The organism is Olleya sp. R77988, assembly GCF_044594215.1.
GTDB lineage: Bacteria > Bacteroidota > Bacteroidia > Flavobacteriales > Flavobacteriaceae > Olleya.
In genome coordinates, this window is the sequence record NZ_CP138988.1 from 2068081 (window position 1) to 2092826 (window position 24746).

Here is a 24746-nt window from a genome sequence, read left to right on the forward strand (position 1 = left end):
TACTATTGTTTTTCTCCTCTTTTTACAGAAAACAAGTTCTTAACTTTAAAACCACATAAAATCATTTAAAACCATTATCTTTACACGCAATTAATTCTAATTGCATCATGACAGCACACGAAAATAAAATTGTTGGAGAAGGTCTTACTTATGACGACGTACTTTTAGTTCCAGCATTTTCAGAAGTCCTTCCACGCGAAGTCAACATTCAAACAAAATTTACAAAAAATATTACCATTAATGTACCTATTGTATCTGCTGCTATGGATACGGTTACAGAAAGTAGGATGGCAATTGCTATGGCTCAAGAAGGTGGTATAGGTGTGTTGCATAAAAACATGACTATAGATCAACAAGCTGCTAAAGTGCGTAAAGTAAAACGTGCAGAAAGCGGTATGATTTTAGATCCTGTAACTTTACCATTAACAGCAGTTGTTGCAGATGCTAAAAATGCTATGAGAGAATATAGCATTGGTGGAATCCCAATAGTAGACGAAAACGGAAAGCTAAAAGGTATTGTAACTAACAGAGACTTACGTTTTGAACACAAAAACGACAGAGCTATTGTTGAGGTTATGACTAGCGAAAATTTAGTGACTGCTCCAGTGGGAACATCATTAAAAGATGCAGAAAAAATATTACAAGAAAATAAAATTGAAAAGCTATTAATAGTTGAAGGAGATAAACTAGTTGGATTAATCACCTTTAGAGATATAACAAAGGTTACACAAAAACCATTTGCAAACAAAGACACATACGGAAGATTGCGTGTTGCTGCAGCAATTGGTGTAACAGGAGATGCAGTAGACAGAGCATCTGCTTTAGTAAAAGCTGGTGTAGATGCAGTAGTTATTGATACAGCACATGGACACACAAAAGGTGTAGTTACAGTGTTAAAAGATATAAAAGAAAAATTTCCAAAACTAGACGTTATAGTTGGTAATATCGCAACAGCTGAAGCTGCTAAATATTTAGTAAAAGCAGGTGCAGATGCAGTAAAAGTTGGTATTGGACCAGGTTCTATCTGTACTACACGTGTAGTTGCAGGAGTAGGTTTTCCTCAGTTTAGTGCAGTTTTAGAAGTTGCAGCAGCTATAAAAGGAAGTGGAGTGCCAGTTATTGCAGATGGAGGAATCCGTTATACAGGAGATATCCCAAAAGCAATTGCAGCAGGAGCAGATACTGTAATGTTAGGATCATTACTTGCAGGAACTAAAGAAAGTCCAGGAGAAACTATTATTTACGAAGGACGTAAGTTTAAATCTTACAGAGGAATGGGATCTGTTGAAGCTATGAAACAAGGTAGTAAAGACCGTTACTTCCAAGATGTAGAAGACGATATTAAAAAACTAGTACCAGAAGGTATTGTTGGTCGTGTGCCATATAAAGGAGAATTATTTGAAAGTATCCACCAATTTGTTGGAGGTTTACGTGCAGGAATGGGTTATTGTGGTGCTAAAGATGTCGAAACGTTAAAACAAACTGGACAATTTGTAAAAATTACAGCATCTGGAATTAACGAAAGCCATCCACACGATGTGACTATTACTAAAGAATCTCCTAACTATTCTAGATAACAAACTTCTTTACATAAAGGAAACGTAGTATAAAAAAAGCACAACTTTTAAGTTGTGCTTTTTTATATGTTTTTTTAAGTTTCGAAAATAATATAACGTTGTTGTATATGGTTTGTTGCGTGTTTTAAGCAACTAATTTAGTAAATAATTACCGACCAAGAAAGTCTGCGAGGACTTTCGTAAGTAGGCTCGAACTAGCAATAAATTATATACGGTGTTACCTGCAGGCTTTATCTTTTCACTACTAATTTGTGAGTTGTTTTAATATTCGATGTTTCTATAGAAATAAAATATACACTACCATTAGTTAGTTTGGTAATGTCCTTTTCATAAAAATTACTCCCAATTGATAAATTAGATAATATAACTTTGTCAATAATTTTCCCGTTTAAATCGTGTATAATTAATTTTACATCTTCAACTTCATTCAAATTAAATGCAACCTTTAATCTGCCATCATTTGGATTAGGATATATTTTTAAGTTTAAGTTATTTGTACTTGATTCATTTAAGTCATCAACAGATAAACTTGTAGGTTTCTTTATTAAAACCTTAAAAATTTGATTATTGGCACTACTTTGTGTACCATCATTAATAAAGAAAATATTAGGTTGTGTACTACTTATACCTCCATAAATATAACCTATCAAAGTTTCTTCAGTTGTTAGATAATCTAATTTGAAAACTTCATTATTAAAATGTGGAAAATCTAAATTTGGAATAAATTCTGCTCCTGCTCCTAAAAGTGAGGGCATCTCAATAGGTAATTTATATTCAGCCATATTTCCAGAACTAACTCTAGTAACCCTAGCAATAGTATTTACAAAAGGAACATTATCGTCTTGAACTAAAGTTCCTGAATTATCATAAAACTGAGCAATGCCTCCAAAGAAAACAGTATGCATTTCATTATCTTGTTCAGAATATATTGGTAAAACAGGACAATGGTAATGATTGTAATATTGTTGAAAGGTATTATTTACAGTGTAATTATTACTATCAACAGTTACAGAGTTTAAGAAAGGTAAATTTACTGTTTGTTGAAAAACACCTGAAAACATTGTTATTCCTTCATCTCCATTTGGCAAAATTTGTTGTTCTGCATTGTAATCTCTACGATGTAAATTATTACTATCAGTATGAGGTGTTAGATGTGTTATTGTAATGGTTGTACCATTATCTGAAAGATTAAATTTTCTAATCGCATCTGTATATTCTTGTATAAATCCTGGTCCGTTATTTGGTCCCATAGGATTGTATCTTCCAATGAATTTTTGTCCACCTAGTAAGTAATATGTGTTATTTATTTTTTTTAATCTACCACCAGTTACTTGAAATTGTGTGTCTGTAATTTGTCTGAAAAAAGTAGATATTGTAGTGCTATTTATAATACCATTTATAACATCAGATACTTTAATTGCAGTTAGTTTATCAAATGTTGTATGGTCATTTTCAGTTGGGCTAAATCCATAACCACCTATACAATATAAATAATCTCCTTCTTGATAAAATTCCATATTTGTAGAACTTAATTGCTCTTGAATTGAAGTAGGTAATGTAGTTAAAGGTGCACTCCATTTTTGAAGAGAAATTGGGTCAACAACAAGTAATTGATTATTGTGTCCAGCAACGTCAAAAGATGCCCAAGGTTGTCTTCTATGAAGTCCGTCAAGCCTGCCACCAACGATAAGCCACTTTCCATTTGCTTGTCCAAATGCATAGGATTGAATACCACCTAAACCAGATATATTAATAGGTTCAATACTAATCTCAAAAGGTGCTGTTTGAGAAAAAACAGTAGAAAAGGTTAGTATGAATAATGTTGATAAGATTAAGTTTTTAAAAAATAACATTTTATAGAATATAAGTTAGATTTCAAATTTAGAAATATACTTTATGGTATACTGTAACATTGGTTACATAGGTTTAACGTGAATTGTAAACTTGGTGTCAAGGTTGTTTTTCAGCTTGCAGGTAACTATTTCAATGATATGACATCGTTTTAATGATTTATATCATTAGTTATATTATTTTCGAAGTTAGTAGGTTTTTTTGACAAAGTCAAGTCTAATTAATTACTCAATCTCGATAATTTTAAACTCATCAAATAAGACTTCTTCGTCTCTTAGATCTTGCGCATTAATTAAGCTTCTGTAAATTCCCCATTTTGGTCTAACAAAGTCAGCATTAGGTCGCCAATTTATAATGGAAGGGTTAGAATAAGAAAATAAAACAGTTCCGTCGTTTACTTTTTTTAGTTCTATGTCATAAGTACCAGATGAACCGTATTTAATAGTTTCTGTAGCTTCTAACCAAGTATCAAGTAAAGGTGCTATATCGGTCTGAGATAATGTTGTTTGACTATCTGTTTCTGCATAGCGTAGTTCAAGTCTATCAGGATTACTTTTTCTGGTGGTTAAGGTGTACATTGGCATGCTTTCAAAACTTCCTCCAACAGATTTTAATTGATGTATGTGTGTAAAATTTGATGATGATTGAAATCCATCTGCTAATTTAAATTTCCATTTATATACTACAGTTTCGTCCTCTATACCTAATACATTGTCTGGTGTATTACCGTAGGTTTTAATTTCGTTACGTTGCCTATCAAAATTAATGCAACGATCATTGTCAGGTGTAGTGTGTATAAAAAATCTAAATACGTTAGTGTTTAAGTCGGTATCAAAAACCTCGTCAATATGTTCTCCAAAAGCATTATGGTTACAATCTGGTGTTTCTATTGGGTTATGTCCTGGAGCAAGTATTGAGGTAATTAAATCATAGGTGTTTCCTGGTTCATCTGCTTTAAGTGTAACACCTTCTGGAGTTTGATTTTCTTTTATAAGCGCAATCATGACCGAATTATTGGATGTATTGGTGTCATTATAGGTACTCTGGAACTGAGTTTTAAAATTTATTGTCGCATTAACTTGAGTGGTGTCTGCATTAAAGTTTAATTGTTTTTCAACTTGACTTTCATCAGCAATTCCATAATTGTAAATTAATGCTATGTCTAATTTTTGTGTTAAGTCAGAATTATCAATCCATGTAATAGTACTTACAGATGAGGTTATTGAAAGATCTGTTGCAATTACATCAGTATCTGTAGCTTCGTCATTTGAATTACAACTATTAATAATAAAACACAGAGTGATTATTTTTATTAAAGCTAATTGACTATTTTTCATGGTTAGAAAAATAATAAAATTTTGGTTGTAAACATAAATTTATGATGCTAATTACTTTTTAAAAAGCAATTACTGATTTATAATTACTATTTAGGAATGACTAATACTTCAACACGTCTGTTTTTTGCTCTGTTGTCGTCAGTATCATTTTCAACAATAGGTTTAGATTCTCCTAAACCTTTTTCTTTCCAATTAAACTGACTACTTGGGATAAGCTTTTTAAGCTCTACAATTGCGCTTTTAGCACGTGCTAACGATAGTTTTTTGTTAAAACTAGCATCACCAACATCGTCTGTGTGTCCTTCGACAATAACATTTCCTTTTTTTAATACTTTAATACTTTCGGCTAATTCTTTAAGTGCGTCTATACCTTCTGGTTTTAATTCTGACTTTCCAGTTTCAAATAACACTTTACTATCTAATTTTAAACGCATTGCTGCACCAATTGCTGCTATTGCATCTACATCTGCTCCTGGTAATGCACTGTATTGTTTAAGGTCTGTTAGCCTAACGTAATAAAATAAATCGTCTGGTTGTACAAATTCTGCAATATCAACTTCAGAAACGCCTCCATCAATTTTACCAACTTTAATCCATGTTTTTCCATCTTTAGAGATTTCAAGTGTAGTAGGTTCTATTTTACCAATTTCAAAAATGTATAAATCTGGACCCTTAACATCTGTTAGTGCATTATCATTAAATTTAACCGTTAAACTTCCTGCTAATCCAAGACTATAAATACCTGTAACTGTCATAGCTCCATTATCTTGTATCATGTCTGGAGAGCCAATAACATTGTTTAAATCTGTAACGTTTAACTTTGGATGACGTGCACTAATAACAGTGTCTGCAAAGGATAATCTACCTAAAGGTAAATAGACAGCATTTCTGACTTTACCACCAAAAAAGGTTTCGCCAACGTCTTCACCAAAGTATAAATCTGGATTTAGTTTTTTAAAATCTGCTTGTGCAGTTTTAGATAGTTTGGCTATTTTTTTCTGAGCTGTTTTTACAATTTTAATGCTTCTTTCAATTTTTGATTTATAACTTGGGCTTGCTTTTATTGTTCCATCATTATAATTTTTAAGCATTGTTTCCAGCTCTATCAAATACGAATCAGCTTCTTTAGCATCATGCATGTAGCCTGCTTTAATAGTAAAAGGCCTAAGCCTTTTGTTTTCTTGAGTATACACATATTGCAGTACTTTTCTAGCATCTCTTTCTGGTAGTTTTGAGATAAGTTGTGTCCCAGACATAGCGTCTATTTTCTTAGCTTTTTCTGGTGTAAACTTTCCTTTTAAATCCTTTTGAAGGACTAAAATTGCATCTTCAATAGAAACTCCAGTTGAGGTGTTTTTAGAAGTTAATTGTTCTAAAGTGATGTCTCCTTTTAAAGTAGGACCACGACGTGGTATTGCGTCTTTAATATTTTTTTGTACTTGTTTAATTAATGCTTTTAAAGTATCTGGATTGTTAAGCTTGTCTTGGTATTCTTCTTTTGGGATACCACTATATTGGTATAGTTTTTCAATAGCCTCTCTATTTATTGATTGATTTTTAGGCAATTCAGAATTAGCATCTTTATTTAAAACGGTATTAAAGTCTTCTATAGCATCTTTAATCTGCTCAGTTTTTTTGGTCGATTTTTGCGATTTTTTTTGTTTTTTGGTTGTCTTAACTTCTTTATTATCTGGTATGGTAGGTTTGGGGCTTTTAGCATCGTCTTTACATGCTAGTACTGAAATAAAAACAAAGAGCAATAGGATATTTTTCATCATTTTTTTTTAATATTTTTATAATTCGCTAATAAATAATTTTGCAAATTTCACCATTTCATCTTTGGAATAAAAACAAGGTGTAGGTCTAGTGCCTACAACACGATTGGCTTGAATTTGGATAAAACTATAGCCATGTTTTATGTACAAGGATATATTACTTCCAACAGCATCTACTTTTTCAATTCCTGCCATATCACCAAGATTATCTATAGTTTCTAAATCGTCACTCATTTCCATTAAAACAATATTATAGATTGCTTTACAATCTTTTTCGGTTTTATAAGTGGTTACGTTTACGTCAAAATATTCGTCAAAATTTTCAACTTTTTCAAATCTAAAAGTACAACCCAAATCTGTTGAAGATAGTATAGTGTAATCTAGAGTTTTACTGTTACTAAAACATATTGAAGAGTAATCTGCATTTTTAAAATAATCTTCGCAGTTTAATTTTGTAATCTTTTTTGAAGCCTTTTTAGTCATGCTTTGCTTCTTTTTATTTAGATCTTGTATTATAGTATCTGTAGTTTTTTTAGACTCTGATCCACAGCTAAACTGCATCAAAACGATTGCTAGTAATAAGGTTTTTTTCATGACTAATTATTTTTTAATGACTAATTCTGCTTTATTAATTTTAAGACTTGGATGTTTAGATGAAATTAAAACAGCTTTAAAACCATAAGTGCCATCTTCTTCTATTTTTAGCTGATGGTTTTTACCAGTAAAACTCCAATTAGTTTTACCCATTAACGTTGTTTTTACTTCGCCAATGGTTATATTTTTCTTAGTTGGGTCAATGTCTATTTGAGACATCTCAGTCCCTTTTTTAAATATTTTTAGTCTAAATCTAAGATCTACTTTACCTGCATATTCCATATCCATATCAGACCAGAAAGCAATTTTGTCTCCTTTTTTTAAGTCAAGTATTGCTTCTTTTACAATAAAATTATTGTTTGTACTAAGCTTATTAATATCTAGTCTTGCAATTTCTTCTCCAGTTAAACCACAACCTATTAAAAATAGAGGTAGTATTAATACTGCTATTAGTTTTTTAAACCTATTATTGCCCAATGTTGTTATAGTCACTTGATTGTATTGTTAAGTTAGAGTCTTCAATTGATAAACAAGTCATGGTTATGGTTTGAGGTTTTCTTCTTGACGTGTCAATCATTTCCATTTCCATTGCCCAACCATCTAAATCTGTCATCCATTGATTGTTTGTTTTTTTGTCTTGTTTTACTTTATGAAAATCACTAGGAAACCTAATATTTACATCTTTAGTAACCCAAATAGTAGCAGTCATATCCTTACCTGTCATTTTATATTCTAGACAATTATAACCTAGGATGGTTTTAGAGTTACCTGTAGCTTTTATATCTATATTCTGTGCTTCTGTATCTTCTTCATCTGTTTTAAATTCTATTCCAAATTTCATTTTTTTTCCATCATTGTCCATAAAACTAAACATGGCTTCTCTATCTATATCAAAAACAGTAAAATTGTCTCCTTTTATTCTTTTATCCTTAATTTCTGCACATAAAAAATTACCTGATTCTGGTAGGTAATAGTTAATATCCATTACATCTTTTCCAGATTTAATTTGCATTTCTGCTTTATAATTAAAAGTATAATTATTTGCAGGATCTACTTTTGAAATACCAGGAATACTAGAGTTTTTTTTGTTTTTACTTTTTTTATTAAAGGTAGAATCAAATGCTTTTTCTGTTTCTTTCTGAGTTTTTTGTTCGACCTTACGTTCTACAGTTTTTTCTGCTACTTTTCCGATTTTTTTACCTAGTTTTTTAAAAATTTGAGCATCTACAGACCCTGAAAAGCATAAGGTTAAAACGAATAAAAAGGTTAATTTTTTCATAGTGTATTATTTAATTGTTGTTTTTTATTTTAGATACTATTGCTTGAGCCATTTTTATAAGTTGGTCATCTTCATACATGCAATGTGGTTTACTTTTAAAATATTCTGAAAAAACACGCACACGTACATTGCCAATAATTGTAGTTAATGTTTTTTCTTTGTTTTTTTCTTTGGAAGTAATAAAAGCAACATCACCTAAGCCATTAATGTTTTTATAGGTAGATCCTGGAATGTTTTTTTCTTTTAAACCTTCAGTAATTAAATTAAAGTATTCCATTTGTGCTGAATCATTTTCAAAATAATAACCAACTTTTAAATCGTTTATACCTAACTGATTTGATTTTATATTAATCTGACATACTTTTTCTAAAGTGTAACTTATATTAAAATCCTTTGCCTTATTTTCTAAACAGATATTTGAGAAGTTGATAGATTTAAAAAAGGCATCGCAATCTGCAGGTTTTTTATAAAAGGTTGTTTTTGAAGCGTAATTTTTATTGCTTGAAGTTGCACTTTCAATGTCTGTATTAGTGTGCTTGTTTTTGCATCCTAAAAAAAGTAATAGACAGATTATTGTAGTGGTAGATTTCATTTTTAAATATTAATTATGTAAAAAGTTTATAGGTTTAATACTTTTATGGTCTTAACATTTTGGTTATAGTACACTTTAATAAAATACACACCAGATTCTAAATTTGAAAAGTTAAGTGTAGTATTTAATGCGTTTACATCCTTTATTATTAGTTTGCTACCTAAAGCATTATAAATTTCGATTGTTGATATTGGATGTTTTGCGCTAATGTTTAACTCTTCTTTTACAGGGTTTGGATAGTACTTAAATGAATCCAAGACAAAACTGTCTTGTGATAAGGCATTTTGAGTAAGTAAAAGTGTAAAATCATAATCACAATCTCCTTTACAAGCAAGGGTTGCTTTAGTAATACTTATATAATACAATACTCCAGGTTGCAAAGCACTTATTAGGTTTTCTCCATCGTTTCCACAATCTATCTCATTAGTACCAACACAATCATCATAAATGGTATAGTTAAGAAATCCACCTCCATCAAGATATAAATACAGGTTTCCTGATGTTGGAGCTGTAAATGAATACCAAACATCATGTTGACTAAAAGCACAAGAAGAGTTGACTCCAGAAACTGTTGCCATTTCTGTAGATCCTGAGACTTGTGTCCCAAAAGTTAAATCTATTGCTCCGGAACAATCATTATTTGTTGGAATTTGAGAAAAAGCTTTACCGCTAATAAGCATAGTAAAAATTAAAAAACATGTAATAATTTTATTCATTGAAGTTTTAAAATTATAAGAATTTATAAATATGAAGGCTTATGTTTTTAATGAAATAAACATAATTTTAAAAAACTAATAGAGCCAAAGCATTGTTTAGTCGATCCGTTTATACAGACAAATCTAATGGAAAGATGTTTTTGGAATGTTATTCTATTACAATGATTATAATAGAAGTTGCGTCATTTCGCGAATTGACCTTCTGTAGTTATAGCGAAACTAGCTTGTTAGGCGTAAAATAAGCTTATAAGGGGTTTCGTTGTATTTTGCTAAGAATACGCGTTCAAAACTTTTTTTAGACCCAAAACCACATGCTTTTGCGATTTCTTCAATTTTATAGTGCCTAAACATTTTGTCGTTTTTAATCTTATTATAGGCATATTCAAGTCTTAAATCATTAATAAAAACTGAGAATGATTTTTTATATTTTTCATTAATATATTGGCTTAAATAGCGTTCAGATTTTATTGCATTATCTGCACAAAAAGATTTTCTGGTAATATTAGATTTTAAAAATAATTGTTGATTTTTAAATTTAGTTATTGCAGTTTCAATTTTATCAATTTCATTATCACTAATAACTATTTTTTTACCCGGATTTTTTTTCTGTAGGTTTAGTGTTTCCTTTTTATTATTTTTTCGTTTTAACAAAAACAATCCAAATAAAGAAAACAGTATAAGAAGTGAGCCAAAAATTAAATATTTTCTGGAGTTTTTTTCTTTAATACTATTTAGCTCTCGATTTTTTTCAATATTGTATAAATCTCTATATTTTTCAACAGAAAAACTTAAAGAATCGTTTACAGCTTCATTATAAATTTTATGATAGGCATTTGCTTTTTCTTGATTACCCATTTTTTCATAGACATCAATTAATTTATTTGCTGCAACTTTTATCTGTTCTGGATCTTTAGTCTCTACAGTAAGTTTTAAAAACTCATCAAAATAAGTTGTAGCTTCTTGTAAAGAGTCTTGTTTTATTAAACAATCTCCAATCATTGCGTAAGCATAACTTTTGGCATTTAAAAAGCTTGTAGTGTCTTTTATAATGCTAAAATTTTGTTGTTTGCAAAGCTCATAATTTTTACTAAAAAAATTATATTGCATTGCTACATGGTTTTTTGTTTTACTATCAATATTAGATCGTTCAGTTATTTTATAAGCTTCTGTGATAGATTTTTCGGCATTTTCAGAGTTGTCTAACTCTAAATGCAATTGAGATAATAATAAATGTGTTTGCACAGATAATGAAGCATCATCACTATGTTTAACAACTAAGTCAAAATACTCAATAGATTTTTTGTAATCTGTTATTGCAGAATAAATACAACCAATCATAAAATTAAACTTAACTCTAAGTTTTTGATCATCTATCTTGTCTATGGAGTTAAATGCTTGTTTTAAAGCTTCGTCATAAGACGATTGTATAAACAAGACTTTTACCAATTGGTAATTAAGTTGGCTTTTATTTTTGTTTAGTGGAAGTTTATCTAGATTAGTTTGAATGTATGTTTTAGCAGAATCTAGTTTTGCTTGAGATATATAATAATTTATCTGTTTTTGTATAGAGTCTGTCTGACATATAACAACATTAGCCATCAAACTAAAAACAACAATTAATATAAATTTAATTTTTCTCATTATTAACAAAAATGGGATTACTTTTTTAACTAACCAATTTAAAAAAGGGTTTTAATGTTTTTTTAATTTAAAAACTAAATTATTGTGCAGTATAAACTTGTCCACGATGTGGTTTTAAGGCATCGCGTATTGGTTTCATTTCAGTCTCATTAACTACCATGAAAGCAATACTATGCATATCGCTTAATTGTTCAAAACCAGAAATATTTAATTCGGTTTTTTCTAAAGCAATAAATTGTTTAAGATGTATTTCGTGATGTTCTGCAATTTTTAATGCATCAGGACCTTTAAAATCCCAAATCAGTTTTAGTTGTCGCATGTTTTATTTTAATAAAGACGTTCCGTTTTCTGCAAAATTCTTGAAATCTATTAAATATCTTTTAGATTGCTTTTTAAATTCTTTAGGCATTAACATTAACATCATTCTCATTGCAAAATTAGTTGGTGCAAATTGGTTTTTGCTAGTCCATTGTGTGGTGTTGGCATCAATAGCTTCAAAATAGTTTTCTTGGATGTTATGCATGCCTTTACTATCAAAATTAAAATGAAAGGCTTTATTGTTGTCTCTATGAGTAATCGTTTCAGTAAGTGTCATTTTTCGTTTACCAAAAGTATAATTTAATTTCATTTTTGCACCTATCATTCCTGGATCACCAGAAATATGCTCATAACTATCCAATCCTGCTTGCCAATGTTTCATGTTGGAATGATCATCCAGTAGATTAAAGCATTCTGTTAGTGGTTTATTTATAGTTATTTGGATAATATATTTCATACGATTAGCGATAATAAAAATAAAGCTATAAAAAAATTAACGATTGTAAAATTACAATCGCTAAAATTATACAGATAGTCGTTATATTACTTTAGTTAAGGATTAAATGCATTTAAGCTTTAACCAAAGAAGACTATCATTATCAAAGCTTATTTGTAAAATTTAATATTTCTATAACGTTTTACTGTTAATATTTTTTTCATTTTAGCACTTTAATAAGTTAAAGAAGCTATAATAAATGGTTTCTTGCATCGTTAATAAAAGTCCTTGTATTATAGTGTAATATTGCTATTTTTGCAGACATTGCAAACAAAAAGTGCCCTTTCTATGAAAATTAATATATTTCGTTTAACATTAGTAGTTCTTTTACTGTCTAGTGTTTTAGTTAAAGCTCAAAATAAAACAGTTTTATTTACTGTTAATGACGACCCAGTTTACACCTCAGAGTTTAAACGTGTTTACAATAAAAATTTAGAATTAGTTAAAGACGATTCTCAAAAGGATATTGATAATTACTTAGACCTTTTTGTAAAATATAAACTTAAAATAGCAGAAGCTAAAAGCTTAGGTTTGGACAAAAAGCCATCTTATTTAAGAGAATTTGGAAACTACAAAAACCAATTAGCAAAAAACTATTTAAACGATAATAAAGTTACAGGTCAATTAATAGAAGAAGCCTATACTAGGATGCAAACAGAGGTTGATGCTAACCATATATTAGTAAGAATCGATGAAAATGCAAGCCCTAAAGATTCTGTTTTAGCCTTTCAAGAAATACAAAAATTAAGAGATCGTGTTATTAAAGAAGGTTTTGAAGCAGTAAAAAAAGACATCCATAATGGTCGTACTTTATTTGCAGAAGAACTAGGATATTTTACAGCTTTTAAAATGGTATATCCTTTTGAAAACGCAGCGTTTAACACTTCAGTTGGAGAGTGGTCACAACCTTTTAGAACCCAATTTGGGTATCATGTTGTTTTGGTAAAAGATAAACGTGTTAATAGAGGAGACGTAACTGTAGCACATATTATGTTAACAGATAATAAATTAGAGCAAACTGCAGAAGAGCGTATTAACGAAATCTATAAACGTGTAAAGCAAGGCGAAGATTTTAGTGCTTTAGCAAAACAGTTTTCTGACGATAAAAGCTCAAGTAGTAAAGGTGGTAAACTTAATGCATTTTCTGCTGGACAATTAAGCTCTAAAACTTTTGAAGAACAAGCTTTTGGATTAGAAAAAGTTAACGATGTTACTAAACCATTTAAATCAGAATTTGGATATCATATCATCAAATTGTTAGAAAAAAACGGAATTAAATCTTTTAAAGAGCTTGAGCCAGAATTAAAAAACAAAATTAAGCGCGATTCTAGATCTAAAGTTATTAATGATAAGCGTATTGAAGGTTTAATGAAGAAGTATAATGTATCAACAAATTCAGATTTAACTCCTTTCGTTTCTATCTTAAATGACGATTTTTTTGCTAGTAATTGGAAGATTCCTTCAAGTTTTAAAGGAGAAGAATTACTACTTAAAATTGGTGATAAAGAATTAAGTCAAATGGACTTTGCGAACTTTTTAGTTAAAAGCCAACGTAGACGTCAAGCTAAAATATCATTAAATAAGTTAGTTGATGATAACTATAAAGTTTTTGTTGAAAGTAACTTAAAAACCTATCAAGAAAAAAACTTAGAAAATGAAAACGAAGAATATGCTCAGATAGTTAACGAGTATCGAGATGGCTTATTACTTTTTGATTTAATGGAAACCGAAATCTGGAATGCAGCCAAAAAAGACACAGTTGCTGTAAAAGAGTATTATTTGCTTAATAAACAAAAATACTTTTATGACGTAAGGGTAGATGCTGTAGTAGGATCTTCTGCTAAAAAAAGCGTTATTAAAAGAGTTGCTAAGCTATTAGATAATAATAAAACAATAGAGGTTATTAAAAACGGATTAAACTCTGACACAAAAATTAATGTTAGTTTTATTGTTGATGTTTTAGATATTAATCATCAAGCATTACCCGAAGGGTTATCTAAAAAAACAGGTGTATCAAAAATATTTAAGCATAACGATGCTTACACTGTTGTAAAAATTAACGAAATCTTGCCACAAACACCCAAAACCTTTGAAGAAGCAAAAGGAAGTGTTATTTCGGATTTTCAAGAACAAAAAGAAAAAGACTGGTTGGAAGGATTGTCAGAAAAATTTAAAGTAAAAATTAATAAAGCGGCATTACAACAAGTAAAAGAAGAATTAAAATAAGTTGAAAAAGGCAGCCTACATATTTGTATTAATTAACGTTTTATGGTCTTGCGACTATTTTAAACCTATTCCACAAGAGGAAGCATTAGCTAGAATAGACGACGCTTTTTTGTATGCAAGTGATTTAGAAAAAGCAATGCCAGAAAACCTTAGTGAATCAGACAGTACTGTTTTTGCAAATAACTTTGTTAATAAATGGGCAACACAACAATTATTAGTGCAACGTGCTCAAGTAAATTTGTCAGATCTTAAACAAGATAAATTTGATAAACTAATCCAACAATACAAAAGCGATTTATATAGTAAAGCTTACTTGGAAGCTTTAGTTAGTAAAAACCTAGAAACTAATGTGTCGCTAGAAGAAGCTTCAGCATATTACCAAACCAATAAAGATGCTTTTAAATTAAATGAAGATTTAATACAGTTTAGATATATTAATTTAGAAGCTAATAGGTTAGACTTAGATAATATAAAAAAGAAGTTTAAACGCTTTAATGATGACGATAAAACAGAATTGGATTCAATATCAATTCAGTTTAAATCTTACTCTTTAAAAGATTCATTATGGATTAGAGTAGATCAAGCCATAAAAAAAATACCAGTAATCACATCAGAAAACAAAAATGAATTGTTAAAAAAATCTAATTTTATACAACTCAAAGATTCATTAGGATTATATTTGATGCAAATAAATAAAGTGTTGTTACGAAACGAGACAGCACCACTAGAATACGTTAGACCAACAATCAACCAAATCGTTATTAATAAACGAAAACTGGAATTAATAAAACAATTAGAAAAGGACATTACTAAAGATGCCATTAAAAACAAACAATTTGAAATTTACAATTAAAAGTAAAACGCTAACAGCTTTTGCGTTTTTATTACTAGCAACTTTTACAGCTTCAGCTCAAGAAATAATTGAAGAAACAACTTCAGAAAAAGCAATAGATTCAACAATAACAACTGGAGCCAAAAAAGTTGATGGAGTAGCAGCAGTCGTAGGAGATTATATTGTTTTGGATAGTGATGTAGACAAAATGATTTTACAACTTAAAGCACAAGGTGCTTCTTTACAAGGTGTAACACGTTGCCAATTATTTGGTAAATTATTAGAAGATAAACTGTATGCACATCATGCTATACAAGACAGTATTGTGGTTAGTGATGCAGAAATTAGATCACATGTAGATCAGCAAGTTCAGCAATTCCTACAACAAACAAATGGTAGTATGGATGAGTTACTTAAGTTTTATAAAAAAGAAGACGAAGCTAGTTTTAGAGAAGAAATGTTTGAAATAAACAAAAGCAATAAACTAGCAACAGAAATGAGAAAAAAAATTATTGAAGACATTGAGGTTACTCCAGAAGAAGTACGTCAATTTTTCAATAAAATACCAAAAGAAGAACTTCCAAGGTTTGGTACAGAACTTAAAGTAGCGCAAATTATTGTAGAGCCTAAGGTTAGCCAACAAGAAAAACAACGCATTATTGACCAATTAAAAAAGTTTAAACAAGAAGTAGAAAGTGGCGCAAAAAGTTTTAGGTCTAGAGCAGCATTCTATTCGGATGATCCAGGATCAAAAAAATCTGGAGGAAAATTACCACCAATGAATAGAACACGTCCTAGAATGGTAAAGGAGTTTAGAGATGTTGCGTTTTCTTTGCAAGAAGGAGAGATTTCAGAACCTTTTAAAACAGACTTTGGTTACCATATTATTTATTTAGAAAAAATTAGAGGACAAGAATATGACGTAAGCCATATACTTTTAGTGCCTGAAATTTCAGACGATGAGATTTTAGAAGCTAAAGAAAAAATTGAAAAGATTAAAACCGACATTAATAATGGTGACTATACTTTTGCAGAAGCAGCAAAAGAGTTTAGTGATGAAAAAGAGACTAGAAGTGAAGGTGGACAATTAATAAACCCACAAACACAAGATTATAATTTTGAGTTAACCAAAATGGACCCAGAATTGTATGGTCAGTTACAAGGGTTGGAAAACAACACAATTAGTGACGTTTTAACAGATACAGATAGACAAGGAAGAATAAAGTTTAAGTTAGTTACTGTTACTGATAGAATAGACGAGCATGATGCAGATTACTCTCGTGATTATTTAAAAATTAAAGAATTAGCTTTAAACGAAAAACAATACGATGCTATTGGAAAATGGCAAAACGAAAAAATAACAGACACATATATTAAAATTAGCGAAGCACGTAGAGACTGTGATTTTAGTAGTAATTGGTTAAAAAAATAAGAAAATTATATGTCAGACGTTGCAGCAGTAAAATCTCTAGTAACAAGATACAATGCTTTAAAACAAGAAGTAGCCAAAGTTATAATTGGACAAGATGAGGTTGTAAACCAAATTCTAATATCCATTTTTTCTGGAGGACACGCATTATTAATTGGTGTTCCTGGATTAGCAAAAACGTTAATGGTTAACACTATTTCTCAAGCTTTAGGTTTAGATTTTAAGCGTATCCAGTTTACACCAGATTTAATGCCAAGTGACATTTTAGGAAGCGAAATCCTTGATGAAAGCAGACAGTTTAAATTTATAAAAGGACCAATATTTGCTAATATTATTTTGGCAGACGAGATTAACCGTACACCACCAAAAACGCAAGCAGCATTATTAGAAGCTATGCAAGAACGTGCAGTGACAGTATCTGGTCATCACTACAAACTAGACTTACCATACTTTGTGTTAGCAACACAAAACCCAATAGAGCAGGAAGGGACTTATCCTTTGCCAGAAGCACAATTGGATCGTTTTATGTTTGCTATAAATCTGGATTATCCAAGTTTTCAAGAAGAAGTAGATGTAGTTAAAGCAACAACTTCAGACCATAAACCAAAAGTTAACGCCTTATTTACCGCTCAAGAAATTACAGATTTTCAGCAACTAATAAGACGTATTCCTGTAGCAGATAATGTTATAGAATACGCAGTAACTATGGTTGGTAAAACTAGATCAAATAGTGAGGCTGCTTCAGACTTAGTCAAACAATATGTAGATTGGGGAGCAGGACCAAGAGCCTCTCAAAACCTAATTTTAGCTGCAAAAACACATGCAGCAATAAACGGTAAATTTTCTCCAGATATAGAAAACGTACAAGCTGTAGCAACTAGTATTTTACGTCACAGAATGATTAAAAACTATAAAGCAGAAGCTGAAGGAATAACTATAGAACATATAATAAAAAACTTGTTTTAAAAATGAATTTAAAGCAGTTCAGGTTTCCTTTATTAGTGCTAATATTAGGAATAGTATTAACTGTTGTTGGTGCCTATTTTAAAATTCAGCATAAAGAACACGGTAGCTTATTATTAACCATTGGTACTTTTTTAGAATTCTGTGCAATATTTTTAGCAATTATTAAATTGATAAAAATTTCTAGACAAAAATCTTAAACTTCTACTTTATTTGAAACCAATAACAACATACAAACAAAGAGTTTTTGGTTTAGATGTTGTAAGGGCAATTGCAATTTTGCTTATACTTTGTTCGCATTCAACACTTTTATTATTTCCAGAATCAAAATCTACTTTAGTTAAGTTTATTCAGTTTTTTGGAACCATTGGAGTGGATATTTTCTTTGTATTAAGTGGTTTTTTAATTGGGACCATTCTTATCAAACATATAGAAGCTAAACAAACATCATTCAGGCATTTTACTAACTTTTGGATGCGTCGTTGGTTTAGGACTTTGCCAAATTACTATTTAGTTTTGCTTATAAATATTGGGTTATTATTTGTTTTTAATACAGAAATCCCAAAACAACTTTATAAATACTTTTTCTTTTTTCAGAATTTTAGCCAACAACAACCAGACTTTTTCACAGAGTCTTGGAGCTTGTCAATAGAGGAGTTTGCCTATTTGATTGGCCCAATAGTATTGATGCTTTTTGGATTAATTCTTAGGAGGATTAATAAATGGACGTTTTTAATGACAGTATTTTTGACTATTTTGTTTTTTACTTTTAGTCGTTACGTTTTTCAAATTAATTATACTGTAATTCCAACAGAAATACAATGGAGTAAATTACTAAGAAAAGTAGTAATTTACAGAATTGATAGTATATACTATGGGTTTTTAGGTGCATTTATAAGTTATTATTACACTCAATTCTGGAAAAAATATAAATGGTTAAGTTTTATTTTGGGAACAGTTTTATTTTTAGGACTTCATATATATATTTATAAAAACCAGTTAGAGCCAAACTCCTTTTCTTCTTTTTTTAATATTTGGTATTTGGCATTAGTTTCAATAAGTATACTTTTGACATTTCCAGTATTTTCTACATGGAAAAAAGGTAGTTTATTTTCAAAATCAATTACAAAAATTAGTTTGTGGTCATACTCAATCTATTTAGTAAATTATTCAATTGTCTTATTAAGCATTCAGCAATTAATTAATATTTCACTTTTAAATACATTTGAAAAGATTGGAATACTTATTTTCTTTTGGATTTTCACATTTATTTTGTCAGCGTTATTATTCAAGTATTTTGAAAAACCAATCCTTAATTATCGAGAATCTTATAAGTTTACGAAATCGTTTTAGTAAGTGGTTTTGATAATTTAATATTTTACGACTTTTAAATTATTGATTTCGTATATTTTGAGGCATAAATTCTTAATTCATTAAATTATATATAATGATTACTCAAATTCATTATATGCTTTTAAAACTCTTCAAATTTTCGTAATTTTGCTGGACTTAAAAAGTGTCTCATTAACTATTAAACGTGCTATTTAGGTATGATAATAATCTTTGTATTCCAAAACATTATTGTCAATGATTAACATTAAAATAATTCTTTTTTAAACTATATGAACATTTATACCGATTACCTTAAGCAGATCGAGAATCGAAAAGAGCAAGGTCTCCATCCTCAGCCAATTGATAGTGCTGAATTAACAAGTGCTTTAATAGAACAAATTAAAGATGTTAATAATAAATATAGAGAAAAATCTCTTGATTTCTTTATTTATAATATTTTACCTGGTACTACTAGTGCTGCTGTTGTTAAGGCTAAATTTTTAAAAGAGATTATTTTAGGACAAGCAACAGTTTCAGAAATTTCTACAGCTTTTGCTTTTGAACAATTATCTCATATGAAAGGAGGTCCTTCGGTTGAAGTATTGTTAGATTTAGCTTTAGGAAATGATGCTGCAATTGCAGAAGCAGCAGCTAAAGTATTAAAAACACAAGTGTTTTTATATGAAGCAGATACAGAAAAATTAGAAAATGCTTACAAAGCAGGTAATGCTATTGCTAAAGAATTGTTAGAAAGCTATTCTAAAGCAGAGTTCTTTACAAAGTTACCTGAAGTAGATGAAAAAATAGAAGTTGTTACATTTGTAGCAGGAGTTGGTGATATTTCTACGGATTTATTATCTCCAGGTGCAGATGCACACTCTAGGTCTGATAGAGAATTACATGGACAATGTATGTTTGAGCATAACAAAGATATGCAAAACGAATTGTTAGCTTTAAAAGAGCAACATCCTGATAAGCGTGTCATGCTAATAGCAGAAAAAGGTACAATGGGTGTTGGTTCTTCTAGAATGTCTGGTGTAAATAACGTTGCATTATGGACAGGTGTTCCTTTTAGTAAATACGTACCATTTATCAATTTTGCTCCAGTAATTGCAGGTACAAATGGTATTGCACCAATTTTTTTAACAACAGTTGGAGTAACTGGAGGTATTGGTATTGATTTAAAAAACTGGGAAAAACAAAAAGACGCAGATGGAAATACAGTTGTAGATGAAGATGGAGAACCAGTTTTAAAGCAAACCTATTCTGTAGATACAGGTACAGTATTAACAATTAATACTAAAACAAAAAAATTATATAACGGAGAAACAGAATTAAAAGATATTTCTACTGCATTAACACCACCAAAAATGGAGTTTATTAAGGCTGGTGGATCTTACGCTGTAGTTTTTGGTAAAAAATTACAAACTATAGCATGTAACATTTTAGGAATAGAAATCCCTCAAGTATACGCTACTTCAAAAGAAGTATCTATTGAAGGACAAGGTTTAACAGCTGTTGAAAAAATATTCAACAAAAACGCTGTAGGGACTACTCCAGGAAAAACATTACACGCAGGCTCTAATGTTAGAGTAGAAGTAAATATTGTAGGTTCTCAAGATACAACAGGATTAATGACTTCTCAAGAGTTAGAGATGATGGCTGCTACAGTAATTTCTCCAATTGTCGATTGTGGTTACCAATCAGGATGTCATACAGCTTCTGTATGGGATGATAAATCTAAAGCTAACATACCAAGGTTAATGAAGTTTATGAATGACTTTGGTTTAGTTACAGCACGTCACCCAGAAGGAAAATATCCTGCAATGACAGATGTAATTCATAAAGTATTAAATGATTTAGCTGTAGATGATTGGGATGTAATAATAGGAGGAGATTCGCATACACGTATGGCAAAAGGAGTTGCTTTTGGAGCAGATTCTGGTACAGTTGCTTTAGCACTAGCTACAGGAGAGGCTACTATGCCAATTCCAGAGTCTGTAAAAGTTACTTTTAAAGGAGAGATGAAATCTTATATGGATTTTCGTGATGTGGTTCACGCTACTCAAGAGCAGATGTTAAATCAATTTGAAGGAGAAAATGTTTTTCAAGGAAAAATTATTGAAGTTCATATTGGTACTTTAACTTCAGATCAAGCATTTACATTTACAGATTGGACTGCAGAGATGAAAGCAAAAGCATCAATTTGTATTTCAGAAGATGAAACTTTAATAGAATCATTAGAAATCTCTAGAGATCGTATTCAAATTATGATTGATAAGGGTATGGATAACCCAAAGCAAGATCTTAAAGGATTAGTAGATAAAGCAAATAGTCGTATCACCGAAATTAAAACAGGAACTAAATCGGCATTAAAACCAGACGCAGATGCAAAATATTATGCAGATGTTGTTATAGATTTAGATAAGATTATAGAACCTATGATTGCTGATCCAGACGTAAATAATGAAGATGTATCTAAGCGTTACACACACGATAACATACAGCCATTATCTTTCTACGGAGGAACTAAAAAAGTAGATTTAGGTTTCATTGGATCATGTATGATTCACAAAGGAGATATGCAGATTTTAGCTCAAATGTTGAAGAACATTGAAGCACAACATGGAAAAGTAGAATTTAAAGCACCTTTAGTAGTTGCACCACCAACCTATAATATTGTTGATGAGTTAAAAGCAGAAGGCGATTGGGAAATATTAGTAAAATATTCAGGTTTCGAATTCGATGATAACGCACCAAAAGGATTAGCGCGTACTAAATATGAAAACATGTTGTACCTAGAGCGTCCAGGTTGTAACCTATGTATGGGTAACCAAGAAAAAGCAGCACCAGGAGATACAGTAATGGCAACTTCCACGCGTTTATTCCAAGGTCGTGTAGTAAGAGATACCGATGAGAAAAAAGGAGAATCTTTATTATCTTCAACACCAGTTGTAGTATTATCTACAATATTAGGAAGAACACCAACAATAGAAGAATATCAAGCAGCAGTAAAAGGGATAGTATTAACTAAGTTTAAACCTTCTCAAAAACAATTAGTAATGTAATTGATTATTCAATATCAAATAATTAAAATCCTGAATCTAAGATTCAGGATTTTTTTATGCATTTAAATTAGTAAATAAAATAAATTGGGCGTTACCACAAGGGTCGGGCTTTCCATTCTCAATCTTTTTGTTCGTGCCTCACAAAAAGGATTTCCACTACAATCCCTAACGCAATATCTAGCCAACGTTGTTTTATAGACTATTTTCAATAGGAAACAATTATAGAATTGAGATTACATATAAAAATCTTATCCTAATATAAACCTATAATATCATCACCACTTTTTAAGTCAAGTTGTATTTTGTATATTTAGAAGAAATAAATTTTAAAATAAAACAAAATAGTATGGCATTCGATATAGATATGATAAAAAAGGTGTATAGCCAAATGGCAGAACGCGTTGATACAGCACGTAAAGTTGTGGGTAAACCGTTAACACTTTCAGAGAAGATTTTATACTCACACCTTTGGGATGGTAAAGCAACAAAAGGGTTTGCCAGAGGTAAAGATTATGTGAATTTTGCACCAGATCGTATTGCATTACAAGATGCTACAGCTCAAATGGCTCTATTACAATTTATGCAAGCCGGAAAAAGTAAAGTAGCAGTTCCAACTACAACACATTGTGATCACTTAATTCAAGCAAAAGATGGAGCGTCTTCAGATTTAAAAAACGCGAATAATGTAAGTAGTGAAGTTTTTAATTTCTTAGAATCTGTATCAAATAAATACGGTTTAGGGTTCTGGAAACCTGGAGCAGGAATCATTCATCAAGTAGTATTAGAAAATTATGCGTTTCCAGGAGGAATGATGATCGGAACAGATTCTCATACAGTAAATGCTGGAGGGTTAGGTATGGTTGCTATTGGAGTTGGTGGTGCAGATGCAGTAGATGTTATGGCAGGTATGGCTTGGGAACTAAAGTTTCCTAAATTAATAGGTGTAAGATTAACAGGTAAACTATCTGGTTGGACAGCACCAAAAGATGTTATTTTAAAAGTAGCAGGAATTGTTTCTGCAAAAGGAGGGACAGGAGCAATTGTTGAGTATTTTGGACCTGGAGCAACGTCTATGTCTTGTACTGGAAAAGGTACAATTTGTAACATGGGAGCAGAAATAGGAGCAACAACATCTACTTTTGGTTATGACGAGTCTATGGAACGTTACTTACGTGCTACAGAAAGAGCAGATGTAGCTGATGCAGCAAACCAAGTAAAAGATTATTTAACAGCAGATGCAGAAGTATATGAAAACCCAGAACACTATTTTGACCAAGTAATAGATATTAATTTATCAGAATTAACCCCTTTGCTAAACGGACCATTTACACCAGATTTATCAACTAAAGTTGGTAAAGATATGAATGTAATCGCAACAAAAAACGATTGGCCAATACAGGTAGAATGGGGACTTATTGGATCTTGTACAAACTCTTCTTACGAAGATTTATCACGTGCTTCATCTATTGCCCAACAAGCTTTAGATAAAGGAATAAAAATGAAAGCAGAATTGGGTATTAATCCAGGATCTGAGCAAGTACGCTATACAGCAGATAGAGATGGTATTTTAGGTATTTTTGAAAAATTAGACGCTAAAATATTTACTAATGCTTGTGAACCATGTATTGGACAATGGGCAAGATATAGCGACCCCAAAAATGCACCCAAAAATAGTATAGTACATTCTTTTAATAGAAACTTTGCTAAGCGTGCAGATGGAAACCCAAACACACATGCTTTTGTGGCATCACCAGAAATTACAGCAGCAATTGCAATTGCTGGACGTTTAGATTTTAATCCAATGACAGACTCATTATTAAATGAAGATGGTCAAGAAGTAATGTTTGATGAGCCGACAGGATGGGAGTTACCTCCAAAAGGTTTTGATGTAAAAGATAATGGTTACTTAGCTCCAGATGAAGATGGTAGTGGAGTAGAAGTGAAAGTTTCTCCAGAATCAGAGCGTTTGCAACTATTAACACCATTTACACCAATAGGTAATGACATTACAGGTGCTAAATTATTAATTAAAGCATTTGGAAAATGTACAACAGATCATATTAGTATGGCTGGACCTTGGTTACGTTTTAGAGGTCATTTAGATAATATTTCTAACAACTGTTTGATTGGTGCTGTAAATGCATTTGGTAAAAAGACAAACTTTGTTAAAAATCAATTAACTGGAGATTTTGGTGGTGTACCAGATACTGCTAGAGCTTACAAAGCTGCTGGAGTAAAAACAATAGTAGTTGGAGATCATAACTATGGTGAAGGGTCTTCTAGAGAGCATGCTGCAATGGAACCAAGACACTTAGGTGTTGTTGCAGTAATTGTTAAATCGTTTGCACGTATTCATGAAACTAATCTTAAAAAACAAGGAATGTTAGGGTTAACGTTTGCAAATGAAGCAGATTACGATTTAATTCAAGAAGATGATACATTTAATTTTTTAGATTTTAATCAATTTGCTCCAGGTAAACCATTAACTATTGAGTTAGTACATGCAGATGGAACAAAAAATAATATTGTAGTAAATCACACGTATAACCAAGCTCAAATTGATTGGTATAACGAAGGAAGTGCGCTTAACTTAATTAAAAAAGAGAATAATGCATAAAACATAATTTAAGTTAAAATTAAAAACTCTCGAAATTTCGAGAGTTTTTTTTGTTTAACATGTAAGGTTTTAAAAAGCTTAACGACTGCTTAAAAAAGAAAAT

The 24746-nt window shown here is 30.6% G+C and carries 20 protein-coding genes; 9 read left to right on the forward strand and 11 right to left on the reverse strand.

Features of this window, described 5'->3' with window-relative positions; all coding sequences use genetic code 11:
- Positions 1 to 107: 107 nt before the first annotated feature.
- Entirely contained in the window at positions 108 to 1577 is a 1470-nt protein-coding gene (guaB, locus tag SJY17_RS09375; RefSeq protein ID WP_397362305.1) for an IMP dehydrogenase, read from the forward strand.
- Between the two features lie 230 nt (positions 1578 to 1807).
- Here the strand turns inward: guaB and SJY17_RS09380 are convergent, their stop codons facing one another.
- The 11 genes from SJY17_RS09380 to SJY17_RS09430 all read right to left on the reverse strand — a co-directional run bounded on the left by SJY17_RS09380 (position 1808) and on the right by SJY17_RS09430 (position 12137).
- Positions 1808 to 3430, reverse strand: a complete 1623-nt coding sequence (locus SJY17_RS09380) for a T9SS type A sorting domain-containing protein (RefSeq protein ID WP_288956067.1) — start codon at positions 3428 to 3430, stop codon at positions 1808 to 1810.
- 222 nt (positions 3431 to 3652) lie between these two features.
- Positions 3653 to 4765 carry a hypothetical protein gene (locus tag SJY17_RS09385; RefSeq protein WP_397362306.1) on the reverse strand — a complete coding sequence of 371 codons (1113 nt, stop codon included), beginning with the start codon at positions 4763 to 4765 and terminating at the stop codon, positions 3653 to 3655.
- Positions 4766 to 4851: 86 nt separating this feature from the next.
- Positions 4852 to 6543, reverse strand: coding sequence for an OmpA family protein (locus tag SJY17_RS09390; RefSeq protein ID WP_397362307.1), 1692 nt, complete (start codon positions 6541 to 6543; stop codon positions 4852 to 4854).
- A gap of 15 nt (positions 6544 to 6558) precedes the next feature.
- Entirely contained in the window at positions 6559 to 7134 is a 576-nt protein-coding gene (locus SJY17_RS09395; RefSeq protein WP_397362308.1) for a hypothetical protein, read from the reverse strand.
- Positions 7135 to 7140: 6 nt separating this feature from the next.
- Positions 7141 to 7626 carry a hypothetical protein gene (locus tag SJY17_RS09400; RefSeq protein ID WP_397362309.1) on the reverse strand — a complete coding sequence of 162 codons (486 nt, stop codon included), beginning with the start codon at positions 7624 to 7626 and terminating at the stop codon, positions 7141 to 7143.
- Entirely contained in the window at positions 7601 to 8413 is an 813-nt protein-coding gene (locus tag SJY17_RS09405; protein ID WP_397362310.1) for a DUF4412 domain-containing protein, read from the reverse strand. Before SJY17_RS09405 ends, SJY17_RS09400 begins: the two co-directional genes overlap by 26 nt.
- A 10-nt stretch (positions 8414 to 8423) precedes the next feature.
- A complete protein-coding gene (locus tag SJY17_RS09410) occupies positions 8424 to 9005 on the reverse strand; it encodes a hypothetical protein (RefSeq protein ID WP_397362311.1) in 582 nt (193 codons plus the stop codon).
- Between the two features lie 26 nt (positions 9006 to 9031).
- A complete protein-coding gene (locus SJY17_RS09415) occupies positions 9032 to 9721 on the reverse strand; it encodes a T9SS type A sorting domain-containing protein (RefSeq protein WP_397362312.1) in 690 nt (229 codons plus the stop codon).
- 219 nt (positions 9722 to 9940) lie between these two features.
- Positions 9941 to 11362, reverse strand: coding sequence for a helix-turn-helix domain-containing protein (locus SJY17_RS09420; RefSeq protein WP_397362313.1), 1422 nt, complete (start codon positions 11360 to 11362; stop codon positions 9941 to 9943).
- A gap of 79 nt (positions 11363 to 11441) precedes the next feature.
- Positions 11442 to 11681: a hypothetical protein gene (locus SJY17_RS09425; RefSeq protein WP_397362314.1), complete on the reverse strand. Its 240-nt coding sequence runs from the start codon at positions 11679 to 11681 to the stop codon at positions 11442 to 11444.
- A 3-nt stretch (positions 11682 to 11684) separates the two neighbouring features.
- Entirely contained in the window at positions 11685 to 12137 is a 453-nt protein-coding gene (locus tag SJY17_RS09430) for an SRPBCC family protein (protein ID WP_397362315.1), read from the reverse strand.
- 327 nt (positions 12138 to 12464) lie between these two features.
- On the opposite strand from SJY17_RS09430, the gene SJY17_RS09435 reads away from it, so the two are divergent.
- The 8 genes from SJY17_RS09435 (at position 12465) to SJY17_RS09470 (ending at position 24643) form a co-directional block, all read left to right on the forward strand.
- Complete coding sequence (locus SJY17_RS09435) at positions 12465 to 14402, forward strand: peptidylprolyl isomerase (protein ID WP_397362316.1); 1938 nt, start codon at positions 12465 to 12467, stop codon at positions 14400 to 14402.
- Between the two features lies 1 nt (position 14403).
- Complete coding sequence (locus SJY17_RS09440) at positions 14404 to 15255, forward strand: peptidyl-prolyl cis-trans isomerase (protein ID WP_397362317.1); 852 nt, start codon at positions 14404 to 14406, stop codon at positions 15253 to 15255.
- Positions 15218 to 16666, forward strand: a complete 1449-nt coding sequence (locus SJY17_RS09445; protein ID WP_397362318.1) for a peptidylprolyl isomerase — start codon at positions 15218 to 15220, stop codon at positions 16664 to 16666. The genes SJY17_RS09440 and SJY17_RS09445 overlap by 38 nt, the downstream gene beginning before the upstream one ends.
- 9 nt (positions 16667 to 16675) lie before the next feature.
- Entirely contained in the window at positions 16676 to 17629 is a 954-nt protein-coding gene (locus SJY17_RS09450) for an AAA family ATPase (protein ID WP_397362319.1), read from the forward strand.
- A 2-nt stretch (positions 17630 to 17631) separates the two neighbouring features.
- Positions 17632 to 17826, forward strand: coding sequence for a gliding motility protein GldL (locus SJY17_RS09455; protein WP_397362320.1), 195 nt, complete (start codon positions 17632 to 17634; stop codon positions 17824 to 17826).
- Positions 17827 to 17839: 13 nt separating this feature from the next.
- On the forward strand, positions 17840 to 18979 hold the full coding sequence (locus SJY17_RS09460) for an acyltransferase family protein (protein WP_397362321.1): 1140 nt from the start codon (positions 17840 to 17842) through the stop codon (positions 18977 to 18979).
- Positions 18980 to 19248: 269 nt separating this feature from the next.
- On the forward strand, positions 19249 to 22026 hold the full coding sequence (locus tag SJY17_RS09465; protein ID WP_397362322.1) for a bifunctional aconitate hydratase 2/2-methylisocitrate dehydratase: 2778 nt from the start codon (positions 19249 to 19251) through the stop codon (positions 22024 to 22026).
- Positions 22027 to 22372: 346 nt separating this feature from the next.
- Complete coding sequence (locus SJY17_RS09470; RefSeq protein ID WP_397362323.1) at positions 22373 to 24643, forward strand: aconitate hydratase; 2271 nt, start codon at positions 22373 to 22375, stop codon at positions 24641 to 24643.
- Positions 24644 to 24746 lie beyond the last annotated feature (103 nt).